Annotated in this window: 25 protein-coding genes; 24 read left to right on the forward strand and 1 reads right to left on the reverse strand. The window is 56.7% G+C overall.

What is annotated here, in order from left to right; all coding sequences use genetic code 11:
- Positions 1–824 (forward strand): hypothetical protein (locus tag AC5DC2_RS06535; RefSeq protein WP_491697921.1); only part of this gene is annotated, 824 nt, incomplete at its 5' end.
- Between the two features lie 66 nt (positions 825–890).
- Here the strand turns inward: AC5DC2_RS06535 and AC5DC2_RS06540 are convergent.
- On the reverse strand, positions 891–1,811 hold the full coding sequence (locus AC5DC2_RS06540; protein ID WP_491697922.1) for a hypothetical protein: 921 nt from the start codon (positions 1,809–1,811) through the stop codon (positions 891–893).
- Between the two features lie 356 nt (positions 1,812–2,167).
- Here AC5DC2_RS06540 and AC5DC2_RS06545 point away from each other — a divergent pair, with 356 nt between their 5' ends.
- From AC5DC2_RS06545 to AC5DC2_RS06655, 23 genes are all read left to right on the forward strand, one after another.
- The gene (locus tag AC5DC2_RS06545; RefSeq protein ID WP_491697923.1) at positions 2,168–2,650 is read left to right on the forward strand and encodes a hypothetical protein; all 483 of its coding nucleotides are present in this window, start codon (positions 2,168–2,170) and stop codon (positions 2,648–2,650) included.
- 65 nt (positions 2,651–2,715) lie between these two features.
- On the forward strand, positions 2,716–3,273 hold the full coding sequence (locus tag AC5DC2_RS06550) for a transcription termination/antitermination NusG family protein (RefSeq protein WP_491697924.1): 558 nt from the start codon (positions 2,716–2,718) through the stop codon (positions 3,271–3,273).
- A 169-nt stretch (positions 3,274–3,442) separates the two neighbouring features.
- Complete coding sequence (locus AC5DC2_RS06555; protein ID WP_491697925.1) at positions 3,443–3,694, forward strand: spike base protein, RCAP_Rcc01079 family; 252 nt, start codon at positions 3,443–3,445, stop codon at positions 3,692–3,694.
- Positions 3,695–3,779: 85 nt separating this feature from the next.
- A complete protein-coding gene (locus AC5DC2_RS06560; RefSeq protein WP_491697943.1) occupies positions 3,780–3,980 on the forward strand; it encodes an HNH endonuclease signature motif containing protein in 201 nt (66 codons plus the stop codon).
- Positions 3,981–4,064: 84 nt separating this feature from the next.
- A complete protein-coding gene (locus AC5DC2_RS06565) occupies positions 4,065–4,463 on the forward strand; it encodes a P27 family phage terminase small subunit (RefSeq protein WP_491697926.1) in 399 nt (132 codons plus the stop codon).
- Positions 4,456–6,228, forward strand: a complete 1,773-nt coding sequence (locus AC5DC2_RS06570; RefSeq protein ID WP_491697927.1) for a terminase large subunit — start codon at positions 4,456–4,458, stop codon at positions 6,226–6,228. Before AC5DC2_RS06565 ends, AC5DC2_RS06570 begins: the two co-directional genes overlap by 8 nt.
- Positions 6,225–7,400: a phage portal protein gene (locus AC5DC2_RS06575; protein WP_491697928.1), complete on the forward strand. Its 1,176-nt coding sequence runs from the start codon at positions 6,225–6,227 to the stop codon at positions 7,398–7,400. The genes AC5DC2_RS06570 and AC5DC2_RS06575 overlap by 4 nt, the downstream gene beginning before the upstream one ends.
- Positions 7,384–8,010, forward strand: a complete 627-nt coding sequence (locus AC5DC2_RS06580; RefSeq protein ID WP_200337246.1) for an HK97 family phage prohead protease — start codon at positions 7,384–7,386, stop codon at positions 8,008–8,010. The genes AC5DC2_RS06575 and AC5DC2_RS06580 overlap by 17 nt, the downstream gene beginning before the upstream one ends.
- Before the next feature lie 32 nt (positions 8,011–8,042).
- Positions 8,043–9,245, forward strand: a complete 1,203-nt coding sequence (locus AC5DC2_RS06585; RefSeq protein ID WP_491697929.1) for a phage major capsid protein — start codon at positions 8,043–8,045, stop codon at positions 9,243–9,245.
- A gap of 49 nt (positions 9,246–9,294) precedes the next feature.
- The gene (locus tag AC5DC2_RS06590) at positions 9,295–9,804 is read left to right on the forward strand and encodes a head-tail connector protein (protein ID WP_491697930.1); all 510 of its coding nucleotides are present in this window, start codon (positions 9,295–9,297) and stop codon (positions 9,802–9,804) included.
- On the forward strand, positions 9,801–10,031 hold the full coding sequence (locus AC5DC2_RS06595; protein ID WP_491697931.1) for a DUF7210 family protein: 231 nt from the start codon (positions 9,801–9,803) through the stop codon (positions 10,029–10,031). Before AC5DC2_RS06590 ends, AC5DC2_RS06595 begins: the two co-directional genes overlap by 4 nt.
- A gap of 10 nt (positions 10,032–10,041) precedes the next feature.
- A complete protein-coding gene (locus AC5DC2_RS06600; protein ID WP_491697932.1) occupies positions 10,042–10,224 on the forward strand; it encodes a hypothetical protein in 183 nt (60 codons plus the stop codon).
- Positions 10,205–10,567 (forward strand): head-tail adaptor protein, encoded by a 363-nt coding sequence (locus AC5DC2_RS06605; RefSeq protein WP_491697933.1) that lies wholly within the window; start codon positions 10,205–10,207, stop codon positions 10,565–10,567. Before AC5DC2_RS06600 ends, AC5DC2_RS06605 begins: the two co-directional genes overlap by 20 nt.
- Positions 10,567–10,998: an HK97-gp10 family putative phage morphogenesis protein gene (locus AC5DC2_RS06610; protein ID WP_491697934.1), complete on the forward strand. Its 432-nt coding sequence runs from the start codon at positions 10,567–10,569 to the stop codon at positions 10,996–10,998. The genes AC5DC2_RS06605 and AC5DC2_RS06610 overlap by 1 nt, the downstream gene beginning before the upstream one ends.
- A complete protein-coding gene (locus AC5DC2_RS06615; RefSeq protein ID WP_491697935.1) occupies positions 10,998–11,525 on the forward strand; it encodes a DUF3168 domain-containing protein in 528 nt (175 codons plus the stop codon). Before AC5DC2_RS06610 ends, AC5DC2_RS06615 begins: the two co-directional genes overlap by 1 nt.
- A 73-nt stretch (positions 11,526–11,598) precedes the next feature.
- Positions 11,599–12,048 carry a phage tail tube protein gene (locus tag AC5DC2_RS06620; protein ID WP_200337254.1) on the forward strand — a complete coding sequence of 150 codons (450 nt, stop codon included), beginning with the start codon at positions 11,599–11,601 and terminating at the stop codon, positions 12,046–12,048.
- Positions 12,048–12,374: a gene transfer agent family protein gene (locus tag AC5DC2_RS06625; protein ID WP_491697936.1), complete on the forward strand. Its 327-nt coding sequence runs from the start codon at positions 12,048–12,050 to the stop codon at positions 12,372–12,374. Before AC5DC2_RS06620 ends, AC5DC2_RS06625 begins: the two co-directional genes overlap by 1 nt.
- A 53-nt stretch (positions 12,375–12,427) precedes the next feature.
- Positions 12,428–12,622, forward strand: a complete 195-nt coding sequence (locus tag AC5DC2_RS06630) for a hypothetical protein (RefSeq protein WP_491697937.1) — start codon at positions 12,428–12,430, stop codon at positions 12,620–12,622.
- A gap of 42 nt (positions 12,623–12,664) precedes the next feature.
- Entirely contained in the window at positions 12,665–12,970 is a 306-nt protein-coding gene (locus AC5DC2_RS06635) for a beta/gamma crystallin-related protein (protein ID WP_491697938.1), read from the forward strand.
- A 417-nt stretch (positions 12,971–13,387) separates the two neighbouring features.
- Positions 13,388–16,516 carry a tape measure protein gene (locus AC5DC2_RS06640; protein ID WP_491697939.1) on the forward strand — a complete coding sequence of 1,043 codons (3,129 nt, stop codon included), beginning with the start codon at positions 13,388–13,390 and terminating at the stop codon, positions 16,514–16,516.
- Entirely contained in the window at positions 16,516–16,863 is a 348-nt protein-coding gene (locus tag AC5DC2_RS06645; RefSeq protein WP_491697940.1) for a phage tail protein, read from the forward strand. Before AC5DC2_RS06640 ends, AC5DC2_RS06645 begins: the two co-directional genes overlap by 1 nt.
- Positions 16,860–17,228 (forward strand): spike base protein, RCAP_Rcc01079 family, encoded by a 369-nt coding sequence (locus AC5DC2_RS06650; RefSeq protein WP_491697941.1) that lies wholly within the window; start codon positions 16,860–16,862, stop codon positions 17,226–17,228. Before AC5DC2_RS06645 ends, AC5DC2_RS06650 begins: the two co-directional genes overlap by 4 nt.
- Positions 17,225–17,532 (forward strand): phage minor tail protein L (locus AC5DC2_RS06655; protein ID WP_491697942.1); only part of this gene is annotated, 308 nt, incomplete at its 3' end. The genes AC5DC2_RS06650 and AC5DC2_RS06655, both read left to right, overlap by 4 nt.

Consider the following 17,532-nt stretch of genomic DNA (forward strand, 5'->3'; position numbering starts at 1 on the left):
TTGATGTAGAATCCGATTCTGGTTTAGTTTACTCAATAATTTTAGATGTTTTTTCAAAGTTCAGTAGTGTTTATTCACTAAACATAGCGCTTAAGAAGTATGGCAGGCTTTGGGCGAGGGGAGAAGTAAATTCTCTTGAGCCGGTAGAATCGTTGTTGAAGGGGTCTGACGTTTCGGCGGTGGCCTCAGCTTTCGAGTTCTTAGTCCGACGAAGTAATGACTCTAAAAAGATTAAGGATTGGTTTTCAATCTTACTTGAAGATATGGATAATCGGACCGCAGGAGCTGCTATATCAATAATAGCAAAGCGTCGGGGGCCGATGCATTCTTTAGTCGCGAGAAATCTTCAAGCCGGAGTTCCGCGTTTGCCTGGGCAGTCAATCGATGCTCAAGATATTTTCTTGTTATCGCGATACGTGAAGAAGGCGATAGGTTACTCTGAACGTACGGCAGTGGAAATCGATTATAGTCTTTTAAAATTATTCTATAGTGATTTTAATATCAAGAGGTTGGTAGAATATGTGGCGCAGGCCGTGGATGATCTATCGGAATATTTCGAAAAGTATCACTTTGTAAGTTCCTTTTATGGATATAAAACCGTTAACCCTAATGTTGTTTGTATTTTTCAAATACAAGAGGAAGGCGGACGGCATTTTCTAATGGAGTGGCTTGTCTTTAAAGGAAATTCTTGGCATTCGCTTCGTCCTAATATGAATATGGTGGCCGATAATGACGAGATTCGTGGGGAATTAAGAAGACTTAATGGAGATGAGTACTATGAAAATGCTGTTAAAGAATTGATCGGTAAGTTCAGATTAGATTGATTTATTATAATATATATTAAGTTTACATTTTTTTCAGTGAGCTTTTCATTTATGCAAGATGCACTGTCATAAATCGACTATTTTCAGTAAGTGTATTCGCTTGGCCTTGAAGCTTCCGTCTGGCTTTCTTTCGCCTTCAATGGTAATATCGGCAGTTACGCGATCCTTTTTAGCTACCGAGGCTGGGTCAACAGTCGGGTAGAGATCCATTGGCAAGCGTGTTTTGAAGCGGTCGTCTCCGACGATTATAGCTGCCCAGCCTGTGGAACTTTTGTCTTTGTCCATTGCACGTATATCTAGAACTACGCCAGCAAGATCGAGATTCTTGCTCTCATCAATTTCAGAAAGTTCGCTGTCTGTTGGGTATTCCCTAAGGGTTTCCTCAGAGATTTCGCCATACCCCTCGACCTTAATTGGAGCGATACGTCCGTCTTCGCGCGGCTTGAGGAAGCGAGTTACGGATTTTATCAGCGTACGGCGTTTACTCGCGGGAAGAGCCTCATGAAGGCCGTCCTCGATCTGGCTGACGGGAACATTAATCCTGTCCGACAAGATGTTAATGACGGTGTTGTAGTCGCCGGTTATATGGGTGGAGGCAGGTCGGTCCTTCTTACGCGCCCTAATCGTGTCATATGAGTAGCGTGCGACGAAGTAGACGGCGGCTAAAGTCGCGAGTGTTACGATGAACTCGGCTTCTTCTGGCACGTCAATTCCGAACATACCCTCAATCCCATCTATGACCTTGTTCTCGATCTGCGTTTGATACTCGCCAAAAAGGACAATGGCCAGGTCGGTAATAAGGCTCCCAGATACCACACTTTTGACTTGGATCTTGATCTGGTCGATACCGAAATCGTCCAAGGAGGCATCTAGCACATGGCTGCCTTGCTCGAGCAATTTTTTTTGGGCCCGCAGATTTTCAATAATCTCATCGATCGATGCTGTGCCGTTTGGGTATTCCATGCGATGGCGAAATGTGAGTTCCATCTTTACCTCCCTTACCGTCCAGATGAGCACAAACTAAACCTTTAGGCGATTCCATATTTGTTACATCCTTAATTTCATTCGACGACATCCGCTTTGATTTGGTTGTTCATTTCGTTGCAACGTCGGCAGCGATCTTGGCGCCTCTCCGTCAGCTTCGTTGTCCATATTGCAACGAATTGGCAACGAAAAATCGATATTAAGATATTGATATATATAATAAAATATAGCTCGTTGTACTCGTTGCCCTGTTTCTATAACTCGATATTAAATGCGTTTTTCCTTCATTTAATGCCAGATTTATGTCTATATTGGGGGTGGTTTTGTGTTACGCGCAATATGGACAACGAGATTTTCAAATGGGCAAAACGGCTTGGAAGTTGGCGCCGGGGCAGTGGGTTCGTCTTCGCTCGGGTGGCGGCCTGCTGGGCAAGTTCGGTCGCATCACCTCGATCGATGAGGGCGGACTGATCTACCTCGAGACGGATGGCTGCAAAGAGGTGGCGGCCGTGCGCGAGGACTTCAGGGTTATCCGCTCCAGGTTGGCGCCGCATGCGTGGTTCCCGATGCGCAAGACGCTGCCCTATGGTCGGTACAATTGTCCGGACGGATCTGTGGTCCTGCACAATCGCGATTACCAGCCGCTTGTGCGCATCTCCTTCTCGGGCAGCTTATCTGCCTGTCTGGCCTCGGAGCGCATCCACTACGATAGCCAGGACTGGTTTTGGGGAAGTGCGACCGGGAAGGCGTCGCCCTGGCGTTCGGATGCGGTGTTCAAAATGTGCGTTGAGATCATGAATGATCCCGTTTTGTTCTTGCGCTCGATACCGGAAATGAGTTAGTTTCGGCTTGCCCTGCCACGGCACACCATCGGTCCAAACTTGCACTGCAAACCCGGAGCCGATGAATGAAGAAATGTTTGAATAATGGTCGTCTGCCTGAGCTCGTATCAGAGCTCGATTGGTATGCGCTGCTTGTCCCGCCTCAGAAAGAGTTCGCCGCTCAGGAGATCTTGTCGAAGCGCGATATCGCCACGTTCTGCCCGTTCCAGAGCGTCTGGCGAAAGCCGTCGCGGTATTCGAAGGACAAGGTGCTGAAGCACTATCCCGTTATGCCGCGCTATCTTTTCGCTGGATTTGCGGGGCAGGTAGACTGGTATCGCCTGTTCCAGATGCCCTTGGTCAACGCAGTCGTTGGTGTTGCCGGTGAACCCAGGAGCTTCGACAACATGGGCGCCTTTATCCGAAATTTCAGGAATGGGCTTCGTCGGTCTGAGCATGACCGGTATATGCCAACCCATCGCGAGTTTGGCGTTGGGGACACTGCGGTGATCGTCGACAGCGCTCTTGCTGGCCGTCATGTGGTGGTCGAAAGTATCGACAAGGGTCACGCGTTCTTTACGCTTGAGATGTTCGGAGGGGAGATGCGACTGAGCCTGCCAACAGATAAATTAGAAGCTGCTTGACAATGGGGAACAAATCGGAAACAAATAGCGCAGGATGATTTGGGTCCCTCGGCCGATCGGTGTCGATACCTGAACCCGGAAGGCGCGAAAGGCGCTCTTCACAGGTGGATATTTATGGCCGCTTTCATAGCGGCCTTTTTCGTTTCCAGACATCGAAAGCCCAAAAAGCATGGATACCTTCAAGAGCTATTCCTCTGGCGTTACCGCGCCGGCCTCCCATGCTGCAGAAGTGACCCCTGGCGCCGAAGCCCTCAGTGTCGCGACGCGTGCCCTGTTTGTTGGCGGACGCGGTGATCTCGAACTGACCATGCTCGGTGGTGAGACGGTGAAGCTTGTCAGCGTTGAGCCTGGCTATCATCCGCTCAGGGTGACGCATGTGCTCGGAGCCACGACGGCGACAGACATTGTCGCGCTCTGGTAACGGCGAGTATCACCGGCTTTACCAAACAGCGGCGTGGCGGAAGCTACGCCTTCAGGCGATTGCCCGCGACGGTGGCCGATGCCGGATGTGTGATTGCCACGTGGTTTCCGGACGCAGTGATCCACGGGCAGCCGAGGTTGATCACATTCAGCCACACAGGGGCGACAGGGCGCTGTTCTTTTCACTCGGCAACCTTCAGACGCTTTGCAAGTTTTGCCACTCCACGGCCAAGCAGCGGATGGAGAGGGGCGGTCGGATGCAACGCGATGATGGTTGGGCCCCCTGATAAAAAACAAGGGGGTGGTGTCTGGTTACCCGCGGCCCACCTCCGTTCGCACTGAGATCAAGCTGAAAGATGGGGTAGGGGTCTATGGCGGTGAAAAAGCCTCGTCAGCCACGCTATGCCGATATCTTTCGAGCGGACGAAGAGAAGGCGGTAAAGGCCAGAGAGGTTTGGCGCGAAACGATCGAGTGGCTGGACGAAAATGGCCTCCTGACCGTCCGGCGAGTTGAGATCGCTGATCGATATGCGCGGGCTTGCGCCGAATACCACGCGCTTTATCCGATCGCTCTCGAAGAGGGGCCGGTGAAGGTTGGCCCGAACGGCGGCGACGTCTTCAACTTCAATTGGTCGGCTTGCGAGAAGCTCAACGACCGCATGGCAAAATTCGAAGATGCGTTGCTGATCAGCCCCAAGTCCGCCCAGGATAAGGTCGCGGAGAAGCCGCCCGCATCAAAGCCCACGAAAGCTGACGCGTACCTTGATTGACCAGACAACGGAATGGGCACGTAAGGCTGCTTCCGGTGAAATCGTTGTGGGCGATCTGGTTCGGTTAGCAGCACAGCGACATCTCGATGATTTGCGAGACGGCGCAAAACGCGGCCTCACCTGGGATCTTGCCGCCGCGGAGCGGGCGATCAATTTCTTCCCCTCGGTATTGAGCATCACGGAGGGCGCGAAAGAGGGAGAACCCTTCAAGCTCTTGCCGTGGCATGTCTTCGTGGTCGGATCGATTTACGGCTGGAAGGACGCGAACGGACTTCGTCGGTTTCGGTTCGTTTGGATGGAAACCGGTAAGGGCCAAGCCAAGTCGCCGTTGATGGCCGGCCTCGGGCTCTATGAGATTGCTGGCCGGAAACGCCGGCGCGCCGAAGTCTATTGCATTGGTGAGGATCGGAAGACCGCCAATGTCATGTTTCGCGATGCGGTCGCCATGTGCCGGGCGCCTATCCCGGATAAGGAAGACGAAACGCTCGAAAGTCTGGGAAAGGTGATGATCCGGGGCTTTGGCGACAATGCCTGGAAGATCGAGCACCCGGCCAGTGGTTCGAAGTTTGAACCCGTTGCAAATAGCGATGCGATCTCGGGGCCGAAACCTGTTCTGGTTCTCGGTGACGAGATCCACGAAATGAAGACGAACAAGGCCATTTCGATTTGGCGCGCCGCGATCGCGAAGATGAGCGGTGATCCGATGATGGTTTTGGGCACCAATACGCCGTCCGTCGACCAGCATGTCGGGACCGAATACAGCGAATTCTTTCAGAAGGTGCTGCGCGGCGAATTTACCGATGATTCTGCCTTTGCGCTCATCGCAAGAACGGACAAAGGCGACGATCCGCTCCACGACGAAAGCTGCTGGGTCAAATCGCTTCCGGCGCTGGGCATCACCTATCCGATCGAGAACGTGCGAAAAGAGGTTGAGACCTCCCGCAACATGATCTCGACGGCATTGACGACCAAGCGCCTGTATTTCGGCATCCCGGTCGGTACGGCCGGCTTTTGGATTGCTGAGGATGCCTGGGAGCGCGTTCAGGGTGACGTTGATGAAGAGGAAATGGTCGGGCGCAAGCTCCACCTGTCGCTCGATTTGTCAGAGAAGAACGACCTGACGGCGCTTTCGGGATGTTGGGAAGGCGAAACCCTTGCTGCGAAGACTTGGTATTTCACCACTGGCGAGCGGGTCGACGAACGCAGCACGGCCGATCAGATCCCCTACCGTGAGATTGAGGCGGCCGGACAAGTGACCATCACGGCGACTGCCACGATCGACTATTCTTTCGTGGTGAGGCAGGTCGCGGATCTCTATTCGAGGCACGATGTCGAGCAGATGGTAGTGGACTCGACCTTCATCCAAAACTTCATAAGGGCGGCAGATGACGCCGGTTTTCCAGTTTGGAAGTATGAGGGCGACGATCAGCCTGAAGGTGTTGGCTTGAAAATTGTGCCGCATGCTCAGGGAAGCAAGGTCGTTTTCGAAGAGAAGATGCTTTGCATGCCGTTGTCCATGCGGCACCTCGAAGACAGCATCCTTCGCAACGTCATGGTCATTGATCGAAATCGCCTGACCACAATCTGTGCGTCAAATGCGGTCGTTCAGTCTGACGCCTTCAAGAATAAATGGTTCGACAAGCGGAAGTCGCGAGGTCGGATCGACGGCATGGTTACCATTGCCATGGCGGTCGGTTCGGCAGCGAGCCGAATGGCCAGCCAGACGCGGTCGTATCTCGAGGAAGAGGAATTGATCATCCTATGAACCTCTTTCGAAAAATCTTCCGCCCTGCAGAGATGAAGAATGCCGCGGCGGCGGGGATTGAGGACAAGGAAGATCGCATCTTCTATGAGGGCGTCGGCGAGGTCGGGTCGCGACAATTCACCAGCGTTGCGGCTGCGCTGCGGGCTGGTTTCGTCATTGCCGGCGGCATGGGGCTTTTGCCTCTCAAGACTGAAGGCGACGATAAGAACACAAATCGCGTTCTGGATCTGATCAACACCGAGCCGAACGAGTTCATGACGGGTGTCGAGTTCAAAGAGCTCATCACCCTTCATGCCGTGTTTAATGGCACGGGGCGCGCTTATATCCGTCGCAACAGCCTCGGCAAGCCGGTTGAGCTCATTCCGCTGCATCCTAATTGGAACGGTCGCTGGGTGTACAAAGACGGGCAGTATGTGCTGCCGGTCAGCATCGAAGACTATGGCATCTATGGCGACTTCAGCCGTGACGAGATTTTCGAAGTCACGTCGCCGCGCTGGGATATGCTCGCCGGGCTCAACGTCATCAAGTCGTGCCGGCGCGTCCTTGATCTGTCCAGGCGCTTGCAGGATCGGCAGGCGCAGTTTGCCGATACACGCGCGCCCTATGGTGTCATGTTCATTCAGGAAGGCACCGGCAAAGATAGCGTTACAAAGCTGAAAAAGGCCTGGTCCGAGCAGTTTGGGAAGACTGGCATTGCCGTTGTCGACATGGACGGCAAATTTCAACAGCTCGTGCAGACTTCATCCGATCAGCAACTGCTTGAAACGATGAAGTTTCAGATCGAGGAAATCGGCCGGATTTTCGGGGTTCATCCCTACTATTTGATGCAGACGGCAGGGTCTGGCGCTCAGGGCGCGGTTGCTGATGTGATGCTGTTTCACCAGGCAAATACCATGGCGCCATGGATCGGGCGCTGGGAAGCTTCGCTCAAGCGTTCATTCTTCCGCAAGTCCGCCGTGGAACCGAATTTCGACGAAAATGCCCTTATGCGGACCACGCCGCAGGTCAGAGCAGAGATCTATGCCCGAGCGCTCGGTTCCGGCGGAAACGCACCGTGGATGACCGAGGATGAAGTGAGACAGGGCAAGTCCCCGTTCAATCTCCCTGAGCGTGGCGACGACTTCTGGCAGCAAAACAGGCGGAACGGAGGTCAGAATGGCCCTTCAGTATAAGTTTGCGCCTCTCGAGGCCGAAATTGACGACCGAGGCAGGGTCACGGGTTATGCCTCGAAGTTCGGCATCCGCGACATGGGCGGCGATATTGTCGTCAAAGGCGCATTTTCCAAGTCGGAACGTAAGCCTAAAATGCTCTTTCAGCACGATCCGGGGCAGGTTGTCGGCGTTTGGGACCGGATCGAAGAGGATAATACCGGGCTTTATGTCGAGGGACGGGTCAATCTGGGCTCGACGCTCGGAAAAGATGTTCATTCGAACCTGGAGTTCGGCGCGATCGACGGCATGTCCATCGGTTTTCGGACCAAGGACGCCGTGAAAACCAAATCTGGCCGGGAGTTGCGTAGCGTCGACTTGTGGGAGGTCTCGTTTGTCACCTTCCCGATGCTGCCAGAAGCTCTTGTGTCGTCGGTGAAGTCGATTGAGGGCGAAAGCCCCGCCATTTTGAAGAGATTTGTCGAGAATATCATGCGTGAGGCGGATTTCTCGGCTGATGAGGCCAAGGCGGCGGCGGCCGCTGTGGCCCGTGTTCGCGCGGAACGTGAGGTGAGCGACGGGCAAAAAAGTCTGACACTGGAAGACTTTAAACGCGCACTGAGCGGCCTCTGACGGGCCATATCCCTCAAAATTTGGAGAAAACCATGACTGAATTGTCCATGGAAGGCATTCGCGAAGCTCTTCGCGAGGAAGTGAAAGGCCATTTCGAAAAGCTTGATGGCAAGTCGAACGATCTGGCGGCGATGATCGATGCGCTCAAGTCGGCGGCGAGCGACGAGAACGGTGTTATCAAGGGTGAGATCGAAAAGCTCTCCGGCGACATCGAGAAGGTGAGCGACGAAGCTGCGGAAATGCAGAAGAAGTTCGCCGGCCTTCTGAACCCCACGTCGGCAAAGTCGATCGGGCAGCAGTTTATCGACAGCGACGAGTTCAAGTCGAACGCGACGACCCGCGAGGCGGTCAAGATCGCGCTCGAGATCAAGGACGTGACGAATGCCGGCAATATTGCGACGGGTGTTTCCCGTTCGGTCCTGACGCCGGAACAGTCTGGCGGCTTTGTCGCGCCGCCTGATATCGATCTGCGCATTCGCAGCCTGATCCCGGCGGGAACGACTTCGAGCAATTCGATCCGTTCCATTCAGGAAACCGGCTTCACGAACGCCGCCGCTCCGGTCGCGGAAGGTGGCACCAAGCCGAAGTCTGAAATCACCTTTGGTGAGCTCATCGTCCCGGTCCAGAAGATCGCCCACAAGTTCCGGGCATCGATGGAAGTTCTGGACGATGCGCCGATGCTGCGTTCCTATATCGACGGTCGTGGTCGCTATGGCCTCAATCTTGTCGAAGAAGAGCAGCTTCTGACCGGCAACGGCACGAGCCCCAACCTGAAGGGGCTTCTGCCCCAGGCGACGGCTTACGACAACACGACCATTGGCGGCTACACGCCGGCCACCTTGGTCGATGATATCCGTGTCGCCAAGCTGCAGGTTCGCAAAGCACTCTATCCGGCCTCGGGCATCGTTCTGAACCCCGAAGACTGGGCTATGATCGAGCTTCTGAAGGATACCCAGGGCGCTTACCTGTTCTCTTCGGTCACGACCGGCGCAACGCCGCGTCTGTGGGGCCTGCCGGTTGTTCTTTCGGACAGCATCACGCCCGGGGATTTCCTTGTCGGCGCGTTCGCTCTCGGAGCGCAGATCTGGGACCGCATGGGCCTTACGGTCATGGCATCGACCGAAGACGGCGACAACTTCTCGGAAAACATGGTCACGATCCTGTTTGAGAAGCGTCTTGCACTGGAAGTGTCGCGTCCTGAGGCTTTCGTCTTCCACGACGCTTCGGCCGAGTAATATGAAAGGGGCGGCTCCGGTCGCCCTCACTCTCCCGTGAGGCTGATATATGCCGGAATTTCTGGACCTCGATGTCTTCAAGCAGCAAGGCAAGATCGATTTCGCCGACGACGACGCAGAAATCACCTCTTATCTTGACGCGGCTGAAAGCTACTTGGCTGATCCCGCAAATGGCATTCTGTGCCGCCCGATTGTCGAGACGGAGTTCACCGAGAGCTTCAGTTCTTTCCGGTCCGTCAACCTGTCCTACCACGACCTGATCACGACATCGGCTGTCACGTATGTTGACGTGGATGGGCAAGAGCAAACGCTTGCGACGATCTACGCCATTCGAGACGGGTCGCTCGTCGTTAATCCCGGCGAGACTTGGCCGAGAGCCATCTCCGTAACTGTGACCTACAGCGCCGGCTGGCCCATTAGCGATGTGCCGGACGCAATCAGGCAGGCTGGGTATTTCATCGCTCGATCTTTCTATGAGGAAGGGTCGAACATCAATCACAACAGGCTGCGCAGCATCGTTGCGATCATGGTTCGCGGCTTTCGGAGGCAGACCATATGAAAACCGTCGAGTTCACTAAGAAGCACAATTATGGTGGCGTCCCGTTTGAACCGGATGACCGACTTGAGTGTCCGGATGACCGTGCCGCGCTGCTGGTCCAGGCCGGTGTTGCGAAGGAAGTTTCGGGCCGCGATGCAGGCGAGGAGCTAGCCGGCAACGGCAAGCGCAATTTCACGCCGAAAACGAGTCCGAGCGCATCCAGCGAGAAGCCTTCGAAGCGCGATTGAGGTCTGCAGTATGGTCTGGGTCAAATTCAGCCAGGGCTTTCGCTGGTCGCCGCCGGAAAGGCCAAAGATCACGATCGCCTATCGGGCGGGCGGTGAATACAACGTCCGGGCTGCTTGCGCCGATGATGCCGTGAGCGCTGGCGCTGCCCGCCGAAGAGACGCGGAGGCCGATCATGGCACGACCGGCGACTAGCGGCGGACAATTGCGATCGAGGCTGCATTTCCAGAAGCGGATCGTCGCCGATGACGGCTATGGCAATGATGTTGCCGGACCTTTCGAGACCGTGTTTACCCGCCGTGCGCAGATGATCGCGCGCAATGGAACCGAAACCGTAATGGCCGCGCGCCTCCAGGGTGTCCAGCCCTACACAGCGCGCATCCGATACAGTGCCGAAGCGGCGGCGGTCACGGCAGACTGGCGCATCGTGGATGCCCGCAAGCCGGACAGGGTGTTCGCGATCACGGCGCCGCCGGTCAATGTCGATGACGACAACCGGTGGATCGAGATGATGGTTTCGGAAGGCGAGCCGAGCTGATGGCCCGGCGCTCGACCATTCTCGGCCGTGCTGCCCTTGAGCGAAAACTGAAGCGGATGCCGGTGGTCGCCAAAAAGCTGATCCGCCGCGCGATGGAGCAGTCCGCCGACGAAATCGTCGCGTTGATGAAAAGCCTCGCGCCGGTGGACAGTGGCGCGCTTCGTGACAGCATCGGCTGGACCTGGGGGCGTGCGCCATCCGGCTCGATCATCGCGGCCACGGTGAAATCCTCGCTCGGCTCCGAACTGACCATCACGATCTATGCCGGCGACGATGACGCCTTTTGGGCGCGATGGGTCGAATTCGGCCGACAGGACATGCCGGCGCAACCCTATTTCTATGTGTCCTATCGGGCCAAGCGTCGTCGCGTGAAATCACGGATATCCCGCTCGCTCACGAAAGCGGCAAAACAGGTCGCGGCAGGTGGCTGATGGACCCAAACTATGAACTGACCAGGGTGGTCATCAACAGGTTGAAGCGCGACGTTTCGGTTTCCGGTTTCGTTGCGGCGCGCGTCTTCGACCGCGTGCCTGCGGAGCCAAAGCCGGTCTTTCCCTATATCTCCATGGGACCGAGCGACGTTCTGCAGGACGATGCCGAGTGCATCATGGGAGAGGAAATCAGCTTCCAGATTGACTGCTGGTCGGAAGGTGACGGTGAAGCCTATGGATCGGCCGAGGTGAAAAAGCTCGCCGGCGTCGTGAAGCGTTGTCTGCACGGTGCTGAAGTCACGGTCATCGATCGAGAACCGTTTGAGCGCTACCGCGCGGAAGACAGCGCCTCGGGCATAAGCCTTTATCCCTCGGTGGTCATGGATTTCAGTACCGGCCTTTCTCTCAGCCCTCGTGAAACGGGAAACGTGACGATCGACCATCGCATCACCCGGATCATGCGCGAGCCGAACGGCATCACCAACCATGCCGCCCTGTCGTTCAGGGCCTTTGTCGAGATTGACTGAACCCAACCCGACAATCTGAAATCTGCAATCGCCGACCGTCGTCCACGGTGGCGGAACATTGGAGCTATGGAAAATGGCAGAAGCAAAAACCACGACCTTCGGCAAACTTCTGATCAAGCTGGGCGATGGCGCGGACCCGGAAGTCTTTGCCCAGCCCTGCGGGATGACGTCGAAGTCGCTGACCTTTTCGAAGAATACCGGCGAAACGCTGGTGGTTGACTGTGATGACGAAGATCAGGTGACCTGGCTGGAGCGCAACGCCGAAAGCCTCTCGGCCTCGGTCTCCGGCGACGGCGTTCTCGCCGCAACGTCGATCCAGCCCTGGTGGGAGGCGTTCGCCAGTACCGAGCCGATCAACTGCGAGCTTTCCATCCAGTACTCGACCGGCACCATGAAATGGACAGGGCCCTTCCACCTGACAAGCTTCGAGATCAGCGGCGAGAAGAGCGGCGATCCCAAGGTGAAGTCGGCAATCCAGATGGATTCGGCCGGGGCCATCGAAAACGAGTGGGTCGCGGCCTGATGCGCGATGCCCGGATCGAACAGCCCTTCGGCGACGGGATCTATCCCTTTCGCCTCGGCTACGGACAGATCACCGAACTGCAGGAAAAGTGCGATTGCGGCCCGATGCGGCTGCTTTCGCGCCTGCAGTCCGGCGACTGGAAGATCGAAGACGTCTTCGAGACCGTGCGTATTGGTCTGATCGGCGGCGGGATGGAGCCGAAAGAGGCTCTCAAACTTGCCGGCCGCTATGTGAAGGAACGGCCGCCGCTCGAAAGTCACCCGCTTGCCCTGGCAATCGTGTTCGCCGGTCTGGCCGGCGCCCCGGATGAAACCGTGGGGGAGTGACCAGCGCCGGGGCCGCAGAGCGCCTTGACGATCTTCCAAACGGCAAGATCCGCATGGCGAAAATCTACGGTGCTGGCGCGGCCATGGGGTTTTCCCCGCAACAGGTCGACGCCATGAGCGTCTGGCAGTTCTCGGCAGCGCTCGACGGCTACATCAAAGCCAATTCGGCTGAAGAAAATAGTCAGACAAAACTGACAGATGGACAAGTCGAGGAAATCTGGACTTGGCTTCAGGAGAAAGGCATGTAGAATTTCTGTGTAGTCTTTGTCTTTATATGAGGGGAACGCGAAATGGCTAGTTCTGAAGTTGATAAGGTTTATTCACCAGAAAAGGTGAAAGGTCATATTATTTTGTTTGAGGATCCAAACATGGCGGGAAAATTTTGCCATGTTTTTAATGAATGCGAAAATCTAGTGGGGCTTTCATTTAATGATAAGGTCTCAAGTTTTGTCGTACTTTCAGGAAATTGGAAAATGTATCAGATCAGCGGCTATCGGAGTGAATGGTCTGGTACATTTGGACCGGGTATCTACAAATCTGCTACTGATGCTGGGATCACAGGTGATGACCTATCTTCTCTTCGTTGCGTAAGCTGATTCTTCCGGAAAGCCGAGTTTTGTCAGAATTTTAGGCGCCAAGCCTAGCTATTGCTCTCGCCTGAGCTGAAGCTGGGCTTGGCTACAACACGATCCTTTCAGATCGAACTCCGAAAGCGGGAGATTTGCAGTTGATTAAATTCTCCGCCTAGTTGCCAAATCTGAAAGTCATGCGGTGGTAATCGGATGATCGGTATGATCTGATATTTGTATATCAGTGGGCAGCAATCTCTGGAGATGAATAGCGCAAAAAAACTAATCAGCGCTTTCCCGAGGTGATGTTAATGCCTACACGCCACCTCAATAGAACCATCTAATACACCTATTAATAACATGGCTTGTCCCTGATGCCCTTTTGCGGGCTGAAGTCGGTTGGACTGGTCAAATAGTTCACCCGGCAACGTCGGAGAAACTACCATGGCCACCACGGACCTTGAACAGCTTGTCGTGCAGCTTTCCGCTGACTTCAACAAATACGAAAAGCGGCTCGCCAAGGCCAACGGCATCACCAACAAGCATCTGAACGCGATCCAGAAGAAGGCGGTTGCCATGGATCGCCGTCTTGAGGGCTTCGGGGCGAACGCGTTCAAGGGGCTGCTCTATTCGACGACGGCGCTCACCTCGGCGCTTTCGGTGCGTGAGGTGGCCCGCTATGCCGATGCCTGGACGCAAGCGAAGAACGCGCTGGCTGTTGCCGGCGTTGTCGGCCAGGATCAGGTGCGCACGCTTGATACGCTCTATCAGAGCGCTCAGAAGAATGCCGCGCCGATCACGGCGCTTGCCGATCTGTTTGGCAAGGCCTCGCAGGCCAATGACAATCTTCAGCAGTCGCAGGAACGGCTGCTCAAGTTCACCGACGGGATCGCCACCGCGCTGAAGGTCGAGGGCAAGTCGGCGGCGGAAGCCTCCGGCGCCCTGACGCAGCTCGGGCAGTTGCTCGGTTCGGCTCGGGTCCAGGCCGAGGAATTCAACTCGATCAATGAGGGCGCACGGCCTATTCTGATCGCGGTTGCCAATGGTCTCGATGAAGCGGGCGGCTCGGTGTCGAAGCTGAAGCAGCTGGTCAATGACGGCAAGGTCTCGGGCAGGGAATTCTTCGACGCTTTCATGAAGGGTTTCCCGACCATCGAGAAGATGGCCGATAACGCCACGCAGACGATCGCGCAGGGCGTCACGAAGGTGAACAATGCGCTCACCAAATATATCGGCGAGACGGATAGCAGCCTTGGAGCGTCCCAGCGGCTGATCTCCGGGCTCAATGCCCTGGCTGATAATTTCGACCAGACGGCCGACACGGTTCTGGCACTTGCCGGCGTGATTGCCGGTGCGCTGGTCGGCCGTTCGATTGCGGGCATGCTGGTCAAGCTCGGCCTTGCCGGCACGGCGCTCACGAAATTTGCCGCTGCCATGCGCTCGGCCATGGCCGCCGGCAGTCTGTCCACCGCCCTTGGCGGCATGAGTGCGGCGGCCGGGCCCCTTGGTTTGCTGATCGGCGGGACGCTGGTCGGGGCGCTGGCGCTTTATTCCCGGCATTCGCAGGAAGCCGAAGCCCGGACGGAAGCCGTCAATGCCGAACTGGAGCGGCTGGGCCTTGTTGCCGAGGAAGCCACGCCGAAGCTTGAAGGCGTGACGGAAGCGGCCGAAGGGCTCACCGATGGCGAGATCTATCGCAAGGTGAAGATGCTCGCCGATGAATATGACCGCCTCAGCAATATGGGCGAGGGCTTTCTCGGCTGGTTCCGCGATGATGATGCCCTTGGCGGCATTGTCGACAAGGCGAAGGAACTGACGCACCAGTTTGAACGCGGCTCGGTCGATCTGGACGCCGTTTTCGGCATCCATGACATGGCCCGCGACCTTGAACGGGGCCGTGTCGGTTTCCAGGACGTCATCAACAAGATGCGGGAGATCCGGGCAACCGAGGTTTCCCAGCCGGTTGCGGATCTGGCCTATCAGGTCGAACAGACGGCACAGAAACTCCAGCATCTCGACGGGGCAAAGGCCGCAAGCGAGGTGAATGAGCTGAAACGCGAGCTTGAGGAAGCCCGCGACAGCCTGCTCGACTTCAGTCAGGCCATGCCGATCTCGCTCGATCAGCGCGAGGCGATTGCTGACATCATTGATGATTTCGATGGAACGAAGGAAGGCGCGGCCGAGGCGCGAAGAGCGCTTGAGACGATGGCCGACGCCAATCCCGATGCGGCCGGCTATGTCGCCAAGCTGGCGCCGATCTTCGGCATGCTGCAGAAGCTTGTCGACAAGTCGCGCGAGTTCATGACGCTGCTCGATGCCGTCAATGTCAGCACCTCCGGCGGTCTGAGCGACAGTCAGGTGTCGGCGTATGAACAAGGCGGTGACGCCCGCCGCGAAGGCGAAGCGATGTTGCAGATTGGCAAAGACTATGCCGACGAAATCGAACGCCAGAATGGTCTTTCCAAAGATCAGATCGCACTGGAGCGCGAGAAGGCGCGGATCCGGAAAGGGATTGAGGGTGAGGGCGGCTTTCTACCGGACAATGAGATTGCCCACCTGGCGCAAAGCTCGCTGGCAGCCAATGCTCGCCGAAGCAGTAGCGGCGGCGGAGGAGGAGGCGGAGGCGGTGACAACAGCCTCGACAATGCCGTTCAGTCGATCCGGGAGCGCACGGCCGCTCTGATGGCCGAGAGGGATGCCCAAACCGCGCTGAACCCGTTGGTCGAGGATTATGGCTTTGCCCTTGAGAAAGCGCGGGCAACGCAGGATCTGCTGACGGCTGCTGAAACGGCGGGCTTGAGCGTCGATGCCGATCTTCGGCAATCGATCGAGGATCTGGCGCAGGGTTATGCGGAAGCGGCGGCCGAAGCCGAGAAGGCGGCGCGCCAAAACGAGGATCTTCGCCAGTCGGTCGATGACTTCAAGGCGACGGCAAAGGACGTGACCGGCGGCTTTGTTTCGGATCTCGTGAGCGGCGTGAATGCCGCCGATGCCCTCGCCAATGCCCTCGGTCGCGTTGGCGACAAGCTTCTGGATCTTGCGCTGAACGACCTGTTCAATACAGGCGAACCGGGACTTGGCAGTTTCTTCGGTGCGATTTTCGGCGGTATTGGCAAGGCGGATGGCGGTGCTGTTCATGCGGCGACCGGCGGGCGCATTGATGCCACCGGCGGCGGGCGCCTTGCCGGCCCCGGCGGCACGCGCGGTGACAAGATCCCGGCATGGCTCTCCGATGGTGAGTATGTGATCAACGCCAGAGCGGCGGGAAAATACGCGCCCCTGCTTGAGGCGATTAACAATGGCGATGGCCTGAAACTTGCCGATGGCGGCATTGTCCGCCATGCGGCTTTGCCACGCCTGCCGATGAAGGCGCTGCGGTCTGTTCAATCGCGCGGCGCTGCCTCCAGTTCGGTGAGCATCGGCGATATCAACGTGACCGTCCCGGAAACCACGGATCCGAAGGATGCGGCGGCCATGGGGCGGGAATTCCGAAAACAGATCGATGCGGCCATCGACGCGCGGATCCAGGAGAACCGTCGCGGACGCGGCATGCTGGCTGGAGGGCCATTTTGATGGCAGACAGGTTCGAACCGCCGAAATGTCCATCGGTGCAAAGCGCGCGGGAAACGGAATTCCGCGTGCTGGAGAGCAGTTTCGGTGACGGCTATAGCCAAAGATCCGGAGCAGGCCTCAATGCGGAGGGGCTGACCTTCAACGCGGTGTGGTCGTCGCTCTCGATCTCGCAGGCCGATCAGATCGAGGCCTTCTTTCGCGGCTTACGTGGCTTCCATGCCTTTGAATGGAAAGCGCCGCGCGACAAAGCAGCCCGGCTTTATCGCTGCAAGAGCTGGACGCGGGGCTTTCTTGGCAGCGGCCGCGACACGATCACAGCGAAGATCGAAAGGGTGTATGACCTATGAGCACGCTCAAAGTCTATGATGCCACCGGCGTCCAGCGCCCGATCTCGGCAGAAACCAATGGCGACGGCGCGCTTAGCCCGCGTCATGGTCTGTCGGACGAAGCCACGGCGCTGATTAACGCCATTCGGACAGCTGCCGAGATCATCACGCCGGCCCGACAGCATGCCGCTGTCACACCTTCCGACGATGATGCCCTGATCGGCGTGCAATCGCTTTATGTCGGGTTTGGCGGTGCTGTCGCGGTTGAACTGAGTGGGGTCACCGCGATCTATCACTGCCAGAGCGGCACGCTTCTGCCGGTCGCCGCCCACAAGGTGCTGGCGACGGGCACGACGGCTTCCGAGATCGTGGCGCTGGTCAAATGACGGGATCGCATTATGGCACGATGCTGGTTGTCGAGCAGGCGGGAAACGGCCTGTCGCAGACAGCGCAGGGGCTGGCAACGGATGACGTCATCCACCTCTATGAACTTGATGCCTCTGTGATCGGCGGCGGCATCTATCGCTTCACGTCATCGGCCTTTGAGGAAGCGCCGGTGTCCTTCGGCGGCAATGTCTATGCGCCGACGCCGATCGAGACCGATGGCTGGGAGATGTCTTCGCAGGGGACCATGCCGCGCCCGACGCTGAAGGTCGCCAATGTCTCCGGCGTGTTGTCGGCGGTGGTCAA

It is taken from the genome of Martelella sp. (assembly GCF_984369615.1).

Coding starts and splice junctions, on each gene's coding strand:
- AC5DC2_RS06625 (WP_491697936.1), top strand. CDS start 12,048: ATGCGCGATGCCCGGATCGAACAGCCCTTCGGCGACGGGATCTATCCC.
- AC5DC2_RS06610 (WP_491697934.1), top strand. CDS start 10,567: ATGGCCCGGCGCTCGACCATTCTCGGCCGTGCTGCCCTTGAGCGAAAA.
- AC5DC2_RS06575 (WP_491697928.1), top strand. CDS start 6,225: ATGAACCTCTTTCGAAAAATCTTCCGCCCTGCAGAGATGAAGAATGCC.
- AC5DC2_RS06580 (WP_200337246.1), top strand. CDS start 7,384: ATGGCCCTTCAGTATAAGTTTGCGCCTCTCGAGGCCGAAATTGACGAC.
- AC5DC2_RS06545 (WP_491697923.1), top strand. CDS start 2,168: ATGGGCAAAACGGCTTGGAAGTTGGCGCCGGGGCAGTGGGTTCGTCTT.
- AC5DC2_RS06635 (WP_491697938.1), top strand. CDS start 12,665: ATGGCTAGTTCTGAAGTTGATAAGGTTTATTCACCAGAAAAGGTGAAA.
- AC5DC2_RS06640 (WP_491697939.1), top strand. CDS start 13,388: ATGGCCACCACGGACCTTGAACAGCTTGTCGTGCAGCTTTCCGCTGAC.
- AC5DC2_RS06615 (WP_491697935.1), top strand. CDS start 10,998: ATGGACCCAAACTATGAACTGACCAGGGTGGTCATCAACAGGTTGAAG.
- AC5DC2_RS06560 (WP_491697943.1), top strand. CDS start 3,780: ATGTGTGATTGCCACGTGGTTTCCGGACGCAGTGATCCACGGGCAGCC.
- AC5DC2_RS06590 (WP_491697930.1), top strand. CDS start 9,295: ATGCCGGAATTTCTGGACCTCGATGTCTTCAAGCAGCAAGGCAAGATC.
- AC5DC2_RS06620 (WP_200337254.1), top strand. CDS start 11,599: ATGGCAGAAGCAAAAACCACGACCTTCGGCAAACTTCTGATCAAGCTG.
- AC5DC2_RS06605 (WP_491697933.1), top strand. CDS start 10,205: ATGGCACGACCGGCGACTAGCGGCGGACAATTGCGATCGAGGCTGCAT.
- AC5DC2_RS06645 (WP_491697940.1), top strand. CDS start 16,516: ATGGCAGACAGGTTCGAACCGCCGAAATGTCCATCGGTGCAAAGCGCG.
- AC5DC2_RS06585 (WP_491697929.1), top strand. CDS start 8,043: ATGACTGAATTGTCCATGGAAGGCATTCGCGAAGCTCTTCGCGAGGAA.
- AC5DC2_RS06650 (WP_491697941.1), top strand. CDS start 16,860: ATGAGCACGCTCAAAGTCTATGATGCCACCGGCGTCCAGCGCCCGATC.
- AC5DC2_RS06600 (WP_491697932.1), top strand. CDS start 10,042: ATGGTCTGGGTCAAATTCAGCCAGGGCTTTCGCTGGTCGCCGCCGGAA.
- AC5DC2_RS06540 (WP_491697922.1), bottom strand. CDS start 1,811: ATGGAACTCACATTTCGCCATCGCATGGAATACCCAAACGGCACAGCA.
- AC5DC2_RS06555 (WP_491697925.1), top strand. CDS start 3,443: ATGGATACCTTCAAGAGCTATTCCTCTGGCGTTACCGCGCCGGCCTCC.
- AC5DC2_RS06630 (WP_491697937.1), top strand. CDS start 12,428: ATGGCGAAAATCTACGGTGCTGGCGCGGCCATGGGGTTTTCCCCGCAA.
- AC5DC2_RS06550 (WP_491697924.1), top strand. CDS start 2,716: ATGAAGAAATGTTTGAATAATGGTCGTCTGCCTGAGCTCGTATCAGAG.
- AC5DC2_RS06565 (WP_491697926.1), top strand. CDS start 4,065: ATGGCGGTGAAAAAGCCTCGTCAGCCACGCTATGCCGATATCTTTCGA.
- AC5DC2_RS06595 (WP_491697931.1), top strand. CDS start 9,801: ATGAAAACCGTCGAGTTCACTAAGAAGCACAATTATGGTGGCGTCCCG.